Origin of the sequence: Porphyromonas crevioricanis, assembly GCF_900167225.1 — a bacterium.
Classification (GTDB): Bacteria; Bacteroidota; Bacteroidia; order Bacteroidales; family Porphyromonadaceae; genus Porphyromonas; species Porphyromonas crevioricanis.
In genome coordinates, this window is record NZ_FUXH01000010.1 from 60834 (window position 1) to 72010 (window position 11177).

11 protein-coding genes, 1 tRNA gene and 1 pseudogene are annotated in these 11177 nt (G+C 41.0%); 12 read left to right on the forward strand and 1 reads right to left on the reverse strand.

Features of this window, described 5'->3' with window-relative positions; genetic code table 11:
* Positions 1 to 6 precede the first annotated feature (6 nt).
* The 12 genes from B5D48_RS06495 (at position 7) to B5D48_RS06545 (ending at position 10849) form a co-directional block, all read left to right on the forward strand.
* Positions 7 to 1830: a YgiQ family radical SAM protein gene (locus B5D48_RS06495; RefSeq protein WP_042120474.1), complete on the forward strand. Its 1824-nt coding sequence runs from the start codon at positions 7 to 9 to the stop codon at positions 1828 to 1830.
* A gap of 465 nt (positions 1831 to 2295) precedes the next feature.
* Positions 2296 to 2649 carry a hypothetical protein gene (locus B5D48_RS09245; protein WP_023938260.1) on the forward strand — a complete coding sequence of 118 codons (354 nt, stop codon included), beginning with the start codon at positions 2296 to 2298 and terminating at the stop codon, positions 2647 to 2649.
* On the forward strand, positions 2627 to 3007 hold the full coding sequence (locus B5D48_RS09250; protein ID WP_231968824.1) for a hypothetical protein: 381 nt from the start codon (positions 2627 to 2629) through the stop codon (positions 3005 to 3007). Before B5D48_RS09245 ends, B5D48_RS09250 begins: the two co-directional genes overlap by 23 nt.
* 329 nt (positions 3008 to 3336) lie before the next feature.
* Positions 3337 to 3409, forward strand: a tRNA-Phe gene (locus B5D48_RS06505).
* Positions 3410 to 3651: 242 nt separating this feature from the next.
* Positions 3652 to 4890 (forward strand): site-specific integrase, encoded by a 1239-nt coding sequence (locus B5D48_RS06510; RefSeq protein WP_042120472.1) that lies wholly within the window; start codon positions 3652 to 3654, stop codon positions 4888 to 4890.
* 339 nt (positions 4891 to 5229) lie between these two features.
* Positions 5230 to 6030 carry a type IV toxin-antitoxin system AbiEi family antitoxin domain-containing protein gene (locus B5D48_RS06515; protein ID WP_023938251.1) on the forward strand — a complete coding sequence of 267 codons (801 nt, stop codon included), beginning with the start codon at positions 5230 to 5232 and terminating at the stop codon, positions 6028 to 6030.
* Positions 6031 to 6100: 70 nt separating this feature from the next.
* Positions 6101 to 7252, forward strand: coding sequence for a PDDEXK-like family protein (locus B5D48_RS06520; RefSeq protein ID WP_023938250.1), 1152 nt, complete (start codon positions 6101 to 6103; stop codon positions 7250 to 7252).
* Between the two features lie 137 nt (positions 7253 to 7389).
* Positions 7390 to 7899, forward strand: a complete 510-nt coding sequence (locus B5D48_RS06525) for an HXXEE domain-containing protein (RefSeq protein ID WP_373834265.1) — start codon at positions 7390 to 7392, stop codon at positions 7897 to 7899.
* Positions 7900 to 7933: 34 nt separating this feature from the next.
* The gene (locus B5D48_RS06530; RefSeq protein ID WP_023938248.1) at positions 7934 to 8782 is read left to right on the forward strand and encodes an AraC family transcriptional regulator; all 849 of its coding nucleotides are present in this window, start codon (positions 7934 to 7936) and stop codon (positions 8780 to 8782) included.
* 96 nt (positions 8783 to 8878) lie between these two features.
* A complete protein-coding gene (locus B5D48_RS06535; RefSeq protein ID WP_023938247.1) occupies positions 8879 to 10231 on the forward strand; it encodes an MATE family efflux transporter in 1353 nt (450 codons plus the stop codon).
* Positions 10232 to 10344: 113 nt separating this feature from the next.
* Positions 10345 to 10500 carry a hypothetical protein gene (locus tag B5D48_RS09255; protein WP_234985409.1) on the forward strand — a complete coding sequence of 52 codons (156 nt, stop codon included), beginning with the start codon at positions 10345 to 10347 and terminating at the stop codon, positions 10498 to 10500.
* A gap of 22 nt (positions 10501 to 10522) precedes the next feature.
* Positions 10523 to 10849, forward strand: a complete 327-nt coding sequence (locus B5D48_RS06545) for an RteC domain-containing protein (protein WP_042120470.1) — start codon at positions 10523 to 10525, stop codon at positions 10847 to 10849.
* Between the two features lie 86 nt (positions 10850 to 10935).
* Here the strand turns inward: B5D48_RS06545 and B5D48_RS09260 are convergent.
* Positions 10936 to 11177: pseudogene (locus tag B5D48_RS09260) on the reverse strand (plasmid mobilization protein); the annotation flags it as partial.

An 11177-nucleotide genomic window follows, 5' to 3' on the forward strand; every position in this document is an offset into this window, starting at 1 on the left:
TTTCTTATGTCACATTCAGCAAAAACTCGTCCCATATGGCTTCCTACAACACGAAAGGAAATGGATGAGCGTGGCTGGGACATGGCTGATGTAATTCTTTTTTCTGGTGATGCTTATGTGGATCATCCGGCATTCGGAGCTGCGGTGGTAGGACGTTTTTTGGAGTCTTTGGGTTTGCGAGTTGCCATTGTGCCCCAACCGAATTGGAGAGATGACTTGCGAGATTTCCGAAAGTTGGGTAGGCCTCGACTTTTCTTTGGTGTCTCTCCCGGGGCTATGGATTCTATGGTGAACAAATACACAGCTCACAAGCGTTTGCGTTCGGAGGATGCTTACACTCCGGATGGTCGCATTGATCTGCGTCCAGAGTATCCATCTATTGTTTATACAGAATGTATCCGAAGGGTTTACCCGGATGTACCTATAGTTCTCGGAGGTATAGAGCCAAGTTTACGCAGACTCTCTCACTATGACTACTGGCAGGATAGATTACGTCCGAGTATCTTAGCCGATGCTAGGGCAGATCTCCTGATATACGGGATGGGCGAATTACCTCTTGAATACCTTGTGTCAGAGTTGAAAGCCGGTCATCGCCTTCAAGACCTTACTGACATTCCTCAAACAGTCTACATTCGTCCGGCAAATGAAATACAAGTTTTGCCGGGAGATATAGTATTGCATACCCATGAGGAGTGTGTGAGTTCCAAGCGGAACCAAGCTCAGAACTTCTGTCATATAGAGACCGAAAGCAATAAATATCATGCTAAACGTATCCTTCAAGGGGTTGGTCGAGATATTGTGGTAGTCAATCCTCCTTTCCCTCCAATGACAGAGGCTCAGATAGACAGAAGTTTTGATCTTCCCTATACACGCTTGCCTCATCCTCGTTATCGAGGTAAACGGATAGGAGCTTATGAGATGATCAAGCATTCGGTCAATGCTCACCGAGGTTGTTTCGGAGGTTGTGCTTTCTGTACAATTAGTGCTCACCAGGGGAAATTTGTAGCCTCGCGAAGTGAAGCCTCTATTATACGAGAGGTTGAGCAAATTGTACAGATGGAAGATTTTAAGGGTTATCTCAGCGATGTGGGAGGTCCTTCCGCCAACATGTACAAGATGGAAGGCCGAAATTTGGACTTGTGTAGTCGTTGTAAGCGTCCTTCTTGTATTCATCCGAAGGTATGCCCCAACTTGCATGCAGATCACACGGCTTTGACACGATTGCTCAGAAGGATAGATAAAATAGAGGGAGTTAAAAAAAGCTTTATTGGCAGTGGCGTACGTTATGATCTGCTTTTGGAGCCGTACAAAGATCCTCTGCTAAGAAAGGCAGCTCTCACTTATGCAGAAGATTTGGTGAAGTATCATGTGAGTGGACGTCTCAAAGTAGCTCCGGAACATACATCCGACTCTGTCTTACGCTGGATGCGCAAACCTTCGTTTGCTCTTTTTGAGCAATTCAAGAAGTTTTTCGATAAAACGAATAAAGCTGCCGGGCTCAAGCAGCAGATTATTCCTTATTTCATTTCTTCTCATCCCGGTTGTACCGAAGCTGATATGGCGGAATTGGCTGTTATTACTAAGCGGTTGGGATTCCGATTGGAACAAGTGCAAGATTTTACCCCGACGCCGATGACTTTAGCTACTGAGATTTATTATACAGGTATAGATCCATATACTCTTGAACCCGTTTATACAGCTCGAACTGATAAACAGAAAAAGGCACAAAGCCAGTTCTTTTTTTGGTACAAACCTGATCAAGTGACTAAACTCAAACAGGAACTTCGTCGTATAGGACGTGCAGATTTGATTGCTAAGCTGTTTGGCTAATTTTTCTGTCCCTATTGATATTGAGGAGTAGAAAAACAAGGATACAGCTGTTTTTTGATTTCCCACCTGTTTTATTCTCTATATCTATTCAAAGCTGGACTCCTCTTTGGTCTTATTTTCTTTTTGGTCTTTTCTTTGTCTAAAGATTGGTCGTTCTTTTGTCTAAAGAGCTAGCTCTTCATAAGGGTTGAGATGCTTCTGGAGGGAAGATATAATGAATGTTTATTCTATAATATTCACTATTCTCCTCTTTTTTTTTTGTAGACTTGGCGCAGCAGGCGAGACTAATGTGATCGCTCAAAGAGAAGCGTACGTGGCGTTTTGTTCTATTCTTGATCCATTCATATAGGGAGGATGAATCACAGATAGGAGAGTGTTTTGAGAGATGAGGCTGCGAATGTGCCTTACTCAAAGGAGATGAAATGGATTTGATCTGAGGTCTAATTATTTAATTCACAATTGAATATGAAAAAGAAAGTCGTTATTGTATCAATTATCACAGCCTTTGTGCTGTTATTTATTGCTTCGTTTCTTTGGAATAGAAATACCCACCACAAACTGCGCATTGCTGAGCACAATGTTTCTGCTGCTTTGGATAGCATCCGTTATCTCCGGGATGTGAATGGCAAGCTTCTTGCCGAGAAGATGTCTTTTATCACCACAGTCAAAGACCTAAAAGAATTAAACAGTGAGATGTATGAGAACATACAGTCATTGAAAAAGGAAATGCGTAAGCAATTGATCTCAGGAGCCAATGTTTGGAGTGGTTGTCAGAGATACCATTTTTCAAGACAATGTGATTCAGTATACCTTGGATAGCTTAGTGAACATTCACTTCTCTGATCAGGCCATTGACGCTAATAGTCTTATCCGTATCCATCGTGATAATATTTACCTGCAGCAGTTTACATACAGTATGGATATTCCTCTTGAAGTCTATTTTACGAAAGATTACCAGCTTATTGCTCGGAGCAAAAATGAACATGTAACATTCAGCAAGCTTGATAGTTTTCTTGACCCCTCTATTACTAAGTATCGCAATCGTAGGCGTTGGGGGCTTGGTATACAAGCCGGTGTGGAAGTTATGCCGGGCTATAGTCTCGCAGGAAAGGAATTTTCGTTGGCTGTTGGCCCTTATCTTGGCATAGGTATCAACTACAACTTAGTGCAGTGGTAGGTAGTGAGTAGGATTACTTCGGCATAGAGAAGGGCAAGGATCTACTATTTGATTGTAAGAGGGTCTAAAAACTTGGTGGTTAATGACTCCAAATTTTTAGGCCCTTTTGTTTGTTTTGAAGTTACTGTAGAGAAAATTGATCAATAGAGATATTTTGTAATTCGCTTATTCATAGCTTATTAGTCGGATTTGAGGAAAGAACCTTTGTATTCCGAATCTATCTAGTGAGGAAAGAGCTTGTAGGATTCAAAATTTGTTGTACATTTGCATCCGGAATGCGGGTGATAAGCAGGATTCTTTAGTGCTTTGTCCGTGTTTCCTGCCTCTTTGGTGCCATAGCTCAGTTGGTAGAGCAAAGGACTGAAAATCCTTGTGTCCCCGGTTCGATTCCTGGTGGCACCACTTTGAAGAAAAGAAAAACGATGTAAACTCCTGATTTCCAAACGAAGTCAGGAGTTTTTATTTTTCCCACTTACGCAAAATATAGCAGAATATTACCGATTTTGGTGGAGCAAAAGGTGGAGCAAAAACAGCAGAATGAAATCTCCACCGAAAAAGTTTCTTTACCACTGATATGCAGTGATTTGCGTGTCGATAACTCGTGAGTGATTTCCGAATTTTGTATCAACTAAAAACGTATCGAAATGAGAAGGATTTCATTCAATGTGCTCTTCTTTATCAAGAAGACAAAACTGCTCAAAAACGGAGAAGCCTCGGTTTGCATGAGGATTACCGTTGATGGACAACGTGTCGAAACTAATATCCGAAAAAGTGTCGATCCGAGTTCTTGGAACCAAGCCAAAGAGTGTGTACGTGGTAAAAGTCGTAAAGCCAACGAATTGAATAGCTACATAGAAGAAGCAAAAATCAAGTTACACTCTATCTTTACCGAGTTAGAAGAACAAGGGAGCACAATAAGCGCTCGTATTCTTCAAGAAAAATTCTTCGGCTTAGATATTCTGAAAGAACAACCCAAAACTCTCCTTGCTACGATACAGGAACACAATGATCAATGTCGAGCTCTTATAGGTAAGGATTATACTTTGATTACTGTTCGGCGTTATGGAACGTGCAAACGTTACTTGGCGGAATTGATCCAAAGGAGATACAATAAAGATGATCTTCTATTGACTGAAATCAATGGAGAGTTTGTTCGTGCCTTTGAATTTTATCTGAAGACAGAGAAGGAATGCAAACAAAACACGGTTATCCGCTACATGAAATGTCTGAAAAAGATAACCAACCTTGCACTTGCCAACGAATGGATTACAAAAGACCCTTTTATCGGAATTAAATTCCATGAGAAAGAGGTTATCCGAGAGTTTCTTACACTGGAAGAGCTGAAAACTATTTACCAAAAAGAATTTACCGTAGAACGAATTGTACTTGTCCGTGACATCTTTATTTTCGCAGCCTTTACCGGACTTGCCTTTATTGATGTGCAACAATTATCTCCCGAACATCTTGTGCGAGATGATAACGGAAACCTTTGGATTCGTAAACCTCGACAAAAAACCAAAAATATGTGCAATATTCCCTTGTTGGATATACCACAGGAAATATTAAAGAAGTATGAGAACCATCCATTCTGTCACAAGAAAGGAACACTTCTTCCTGTACCCTGTAATCAGAAGATGAACAGTTATCTGAAAGAAATAGCCGACTTATGTAACATTCAGAAGAAATTAACCACGCATACCGCAAGACATAGCTATGCTACCTCTGTTTGTTTGGCAAATGGTGTTAGCATTGAGAATGTGGCGAAAATGCTCGGTCACTCCAACATCAAAATGACGCAACATTATGCCAAAGTCCTTGATAGAAGTATAATGAAAGATATGAGAAATGTTGCCCTTGCTTTATCCAAGAAATCACTTTCTTGAGCCATTTGGAGAAAAAGCGAAACGCAATTTGATGTACTGGAGGAATAGCTGGTGTTGCTATATCCTATCTTTGTTGCAATTCCCGAAATAGAACACTCATAGAAAGAGGGGAGAATTAACGTCTCTACTCTGTAAATAAAAGCTCCTAAGCTTTCGCTCGAAAGCTTAGGAGTAATCAAGAAAAAGCTTAGGTGCTTCGGAGAGTAAATTAAAGACAATTCGTTTGAATCCCAAAAGAGACTGTATGGAGCTTTTTTTACTCAATTCTTTGGGCTTTTCTTTTGAGTAGTCTATCTTTGCGAATAGTAGCCATTACGGCTACTATTAAAGAATAAGGAAATGGCAGAAAAAGTATTCTCTTATGGTGATTTTATCAGGCAGGTCTTGTCGGTGGGGCGAATTTCGTTTACCATTGAGGAGGTGATGAAGCAAAACGGATATGGCAGGAAAATCGCACAGGTATCCTTATCCCGTTTGGCAAGCAAGGGAGAGATTGCACTTATAAGACGAGGCTTTTATGTGATTATTACCCCGGAGTTTTCCCTGCAAAAAAACGTTCCGCCTCTTATGTATATCGATGATTTGATGAAATACATAGAAAGAGATTATTACGTCTCTCTTCTGTCGGCTGCCGCACTTCACGGGGCTGCCCATCAGCAACCGATGCGTTTTTTTGTTACTACAGGTATGCCTCCTGTCAGAAACATAGAGAATGACAGGTTGCATATCGCTTTCAACATAAGGAAAGAGTGGGATAATTCTTGTGTTACACAGATGAAGACCCGAACGGGATATGTGAATGTGTCCACTCCGGAGGCGACAATGCTTGACCTTGTGGAAAAACAGCGTACTTTCGGACTGGCACGGATTGTCGGCATCATCGATGAATTGTCTGAATGTATCGGTAAATCCTCTTTGAGAAACACCGCAACCTATTATCCTACGGCTATCATACAGCGTTTGGGCTACATCTTTGAGAGGATGCTGGGAAAAGCAGACCTGACCAAGGGTCTGGCTTCCGTCCTTGCCAAACGGACGGCATATCCCCAATATCTTTCTCTTTCGGCGGAAAAGCACGGCACATTGGACACCAAATGGAAAGTTATTGTAAATGATGAAATAGCAACAGACATATCATGATACCTCAACGATATATCCTCGGATGGAAATCCGTAGCAAAAGTAACAGCAGAAAGAAAACAAAATAGGTAATGGATAAGATAAAGAATTTGCTTAATCAAGTGTCAATTATCAGTAATAAAAATGCTGAAATATTAGATGCAACAGGAGGTCGATTTAATATGTTTCGTGTCTGTGGTGTAAATCATTACGAAAAGACACATTCGGCAATTATCGCAGAATTTTTAAATCCTAATGGAACACATGGATTAAAATCACAACTCCTTGAATGTTTTATAGAAACATTGGGGAATAACTTTTCAATCCAAGGTTTCAACTGTGAAAATGCGAAAGTTTATACAGAATTTTCAATTGATGAATATGGTCGAATTGATATTCTGATAGAAGACAAACAAAGGCAAAAGGTTATTATTATCGAGAATAAAATATACGCAAATGACCAATGGGAACAACTAAAAAGATACAACAAATATGCTGAAGGTGAATATCAAAAAGGGAATTATCAGATATTGTACTTGACTCTTTGGGGTAATGAAGCATCCGAACAAAGTGGGAGTGGAGTTCCCTATTTAACAATTTCATACAAAGAGACCATAATAAATTGGCTTGAAAAATGTGTTGCAATTGCTTCGCGTTTTCCCATTGTACGAGAAACCATTGTTCAATATATCAATCATCTGAAAGAACTAACAAACCAAGATATGGATAACAGAAATAAAGAGGAGATAACAGAGATACTGTCAAAAATAGAAAATCTGAAGGCTGCACGAATAATTTATCATAACTATTTGGCAACTTTTGATGCTATCATAAAGAGGCACTTTAATCCTAAGATGGAAGAATTTGCAGAACAAAAAGGATTAGAATATCATTATGAGAAGAGCGAAGAGTACTATGTGAGGTTTTATTTTACAAATCCTCTCTGGCAAGGAAAATACTGGATAGGGTTTACTTTTGGAGGAGGTCGTTATTATTATGGATTAGCCAATAATCCAAAAGATTATAACCTTTCAGTTGAGAAAAGAAAGAGTCTTCACAAGCAATTGAATAAATTGGGTATTCATTCTGGCAAAGAAAGTGAATGGTGGCCATTCTATGAATACATACCCAACTTGACTATTGATATTTGGGAAAGTGATATTATTAAAAGTGACAAATTCCTATATGACTGTGAAAGAAAAATAGGAAATATATTAAAAGTAATGAATGAAATAGAACTGTAAAAAAGAAACCCCAAGTCGTCTAGTATAAGGTGAAGAAAAGCTGGGATTAAAAGACAGAACTAAAAACATATGACCATAGAATTTTGTGCTACTGACAAAACAACAACAAAATGGTTGTGACGAAATTAGAATTGACAATGATACTTCTCCCTGTTGTATTCATGGTTCACGAATACGAAGAGATTATCATGTTCAAGCATTGGCTTAACAGAAATAGGGATGAATTGAAAAGGCGGTTTCCGAAATTCGATCGGTTTCTTGCTCGTAGGGGATTTTTTGATTATTCCACAGCCACATTTGCCGTTGGGACTGCCCACGAGTTCTTGTTGATTTCCCTCATTTCTTTCTGTGCCGTATGGCAAGGAGCGTATCAATTGTGGTTTGCTGCATTTGCAGGGCATTCCGTTCATCTTTTGGCGCATATCGCACAATGGGTGATATACCGAAAATATGTGCCTGTCATCATTACCACAATCTTGACATTACCTTATTGCATCTATGGTTTTGCTGAATTTTCAAAGGCATCTATTCTATCTCCTTTGCAGATGTTCTTATGGTCAGTTGTCGGGATTATCCTTACGATGCTTAGCCTGCTCTCCGCATTTTTCTTTATGGGCATGTTTCAGCGGTGGCAGGATAAACATTGAGAGCGTATTATCAATCATAAAATAACGGAAAGACATGCCCCGGTTACCAATCCATAAAAGTTCACAACTCTCAGATTTCGGAGTCTATCTGAAGACTGTCGCCTCTCGGACATCGGCACCTTCAGAAACATACGCCTTCTCTCATACCGATGATTATTATTTATTTGGTTTTATTGAGGAAGGACAATGCCGTCTGAATATTGATTTCAAGGAATACACTTTCGGGAAAGAAAGTATGGCTATCATTTGTCCGGGACAGGCGCATCGTATCATCGACGCTTCCAATCTTTCTGCAAAATTTCTGATTATCGACTCGGTATTGGTAGATAAGGAGGAAAAACGAACGCTTGAGCGATACGGTCGCCCCAAAATACAACTATCCGACATCTCGGAACATAAACAATTGTTATCGCTTCTTGACCGTAAACTAAGTTGCATGGAAAGTTCATCTGTAAAAGCAGTCGTTCAGCGATTAACTACCGTTATCGTGGGAATGGTCGTGGAGGACGTTGCGGAGCGACAAAAGGCTCAATCCGAATTACAAGGCACAATGAACAGATATAAGGAAATCGTATGGAATTTTCGGGATTTGCTGGAAAGCAATATCCGAACCCACCGCGCACCTTCATTCTATGCAGGATGTCTGAATATCACTGTCGCTTATTTGAATGAAGCGGTGAATGCAGTTCTTGGGACAAGCGTGAGCCGCCATATTCAAGATGAAACTATTTTATTGGCTAAACGTCAATTAGTCTATACTACAGACACTGTCAAAGAGATTGCGCATAGTTTGGGCTTTGACGATTACTCCTACTTCACACGGCTGTTTACCAAGGTTGTAGGAGTCTCTCCCACGCTTTTTAGAAGAACTTACCACGAATAGTGCTATTATCACTGTTGTCCGTCTATTGTGGCAGCCTGTATCCCACCGTACCTTTGCAGCAAATTTTATTTACTCACAAAGCTACGAATTACAAGAATGAACAATGCTGTGAATATTCTGCAAGCAGGAAGTATGATGAAAGCCCTGGCAAAGTTAGGGATACCTATTGTCGTCGCAATGCTGATTATGGCAATATACAATGTGGTGGATACTTTCTGGGTCGCACGTCTTGGAACTCTTCCTGTCGCCGCCGTATCGGTCGTTTTTCCCATATCGCTGCTGTTTCTCGGAATAGGTTTGATGTTCGGTGTCGGAGGCGGAGTTTATATTTCCCGTCTGTTGGGGGCGAAACAGATTGTAAAGGCAGGTCGGGTCGCTTCCGTTTCAGTAATTACTTCCGTAATATTGGCTACTCTTATTGCCCTTGTGTGCAATGCATTCCTGCCAGGCATTCTGCTTTTCATGGGAGCGAACGAGGGGATGATGAACTTGGCAGAAGCATACGGAAGACTGTTCATTATCAGCTGCGTCATCGGGACGTTGAATGTGTCGATGTCCAACATCATCGTTTCGCAGGGTGCATCGAAAACGTCTGCATCGGCAATGATTATAGGCTCTATCGTCAATGTTGCATTAGACCCTTTATTTATCTATACTTTCAGTTGGGGCGTAGAAGGTGCTGCATGGGCAACCATTCTTTCAAGAATCATTACGACAGCTATTTACATCCGCTTCCTTACGGAAGCAAAGGTAAAAGTATCATTTGCCTTGTTCGCTCCCACGATAAAAATGTATGTGGAGATTATCAAGATAGGCGTTTCAATGCTCTTTCTTCAACTACTCCAAACCCTTTCCATCAGTTTGTTGCAGAAAGCCGCTGTGAAATACGGTTCGGAGGCTGTTGCTGCTGTGGGAATAGTCTTGAAAATCGTCACATTGGGAACAAATGTGGTTTTTGGATTCGTCAAAGGACTCCAACCTATGGCAGGCTATAGCTACGGAGCGGGTAATTCCCAGCGACTAAAGGAGGCTATACGTTGCTCCATAATACTCACCACCTCGTTTTGTGTACTTTGGAGTATTCTTATAGTCGTTTTTACCGCTCCTATCATCAGTTGTTTTGGCAAAGACGAAACAATGCAAGAAATAGCAAGAATTGCGCTTAGAGCCAATACGATTATGTTTTTCACTTTCGGTTTCCAGTTTGTGTATTCCACACTATATATGGCAATCGGAAGGGCGAGGCAGAGCCTTCTGCTCAATATCGGACGACAAGGACTCTTTTTTATCCCCACCATATTGCTGCTTCCATCGTATTGGGGATTGAACGGAGTACTCTATGCCCAGCCTGTCGCCGATGTCTTTGCAACCTTGATGACGCTGCTCTTTGCCGTCCGAATTCACAGGGAGATAGGTCATAAATCACGTCTCATAACAGAGAAAATGTAATGTTGAACTTAGAGGATATGATTATGCTAAGACTTACTCAAACGGAAGACTTTAAGACGATAAATTCGTCTTGCTATACAAAAGAACAAGTACAAAAAGCGTCGGAGAACTTTATGAAGAGAATCATTGCTCTATGTGATGCTGAAGACGATGCCATCTCTTTGTTCCGTATTCTCCGCTATACTCGTTTTCGTTTACAAACTTTGCAAGCGGTGTATCTGATGAACGGAGAGGGGAAAAAATGTATCGGAGCTGCTCTTTGTCATTGACACGGAGCTGGAATTATTGAAGATGCGAATGCAGGGGCTTCTTCCTGCTTTGCCCGTCAAGTCTGCCAAGAAACTCCGTTGGACAGGCAAAGCGACAGATTTAGTTGAACTCCTTTATGCTTTCGACACCTGCGATTGTATTAACAACGGAGAAATAGGTGTGGAGGAGTTGGCAGATGCTCTTTCCGAAATCTTCGGAGTGGAGATAAAGAACTGCTACAACGTATATATGAACATGAAACGTCGCAAGGATGATAGCCGTACTTATTTTCTTGATGAACTCCGTGAGAAACTCAACAGACGTATGGTGGATAGCGACCTGAAGGGCGGCAAGTTCAAAAAGCGGTAATCGCCATCAAAAGGTTAATCAGGCTTCCCCAAACGAGATGGAAGCCTGATTTTTTCATCCATAAAGAACAGTACGATGTAAAATGGTTACTGCCTATGTTGCCATTTCTCTTGAAATTCACGAGTCAGTTGCACGATTTCACCTCCGATTATTGCTAATTCAAGTGTCAGTTTCTCCAACTGGGTGAGCATCGCAAGGCTTCCTTCTCCGTGAAATTGCTTTTCAGAGCGACCACAGTCTGGTTGTAATTCACCCCGACGCTGCGAAATTGTCCGTACAAAGTCGTCAGTTTCTGGTAGTAATCAAGCAAGGAACGGTCGACTTTTAT

Coding starts and splice junctions, on each gene's coding strand:
- B5D48_RS06525 (WP_373834265.1), top strand. CDS start 7,390: ATGATACTTCTCCCTGTTGTATTCATGGTTCACGAATACGAAGAGATT.
- B5D48_RS06515 (WP_023938251.1), top strand. CDS start 5,230: ATGGCAGAAAAAGTATTCTCTTATGGTGATTTTATCAGGCAGGTCTTG.
- B5D48_RS06545 (WP_042120470.1), top strand. CDS start 10,523: ATGCGAATGCAGGGGCTTCTTCCTGCTTTGCCCGTCAAGTCTGCCAAG.
- B5D48_RS06535 (WP_023938247.1), top strand. CDS start 8,879: ATGAACAATGCTGTGAATATTCTGCAAGCAGGAAGTATGATGAAAGCC.
- B5D48_RS09255 (WP_234985409.1), top strand. CDS start 10,345: ATGAAGAGAATCATTGCTCTATGTGATGCTGAAGACGATGCCATCTCT.
- B5D48_RS06495 (WP_042120474.1), top strand. CDS start 7: ATGTCACATTCAGCAAAAACTCGTCCCATATGGCTTCCTACAACACGA.
- B5D48_RS06510 (WP_042120472.1), top strand. CDS start 3,652: ATGAGAAGGATTTCATTCAATGTGCTCTTCTTTATCAAGAAGACAAAA.
- B5D48_RS06530 (WP_023938248.1), top strand. CDS start 7,934: ATGCCCCGGTTACCAATCCATAAAAGTTCACAACTCTCAGATTTCGGA.
- B5D48_RS06520 (WP_023938250.1), top strand. CDS start 6,101: ATGGATAAGATAAAGAATTTGCTTAATCAAGTGTCAATTATCAGTAAT.
- B5D48_RS09245 (WP_023938260.1), top strand. CDS start 2,296: ATGAAAAAGAAAGTCGTTATTGTATCAATTATCACAGCCTTTGTGCTG.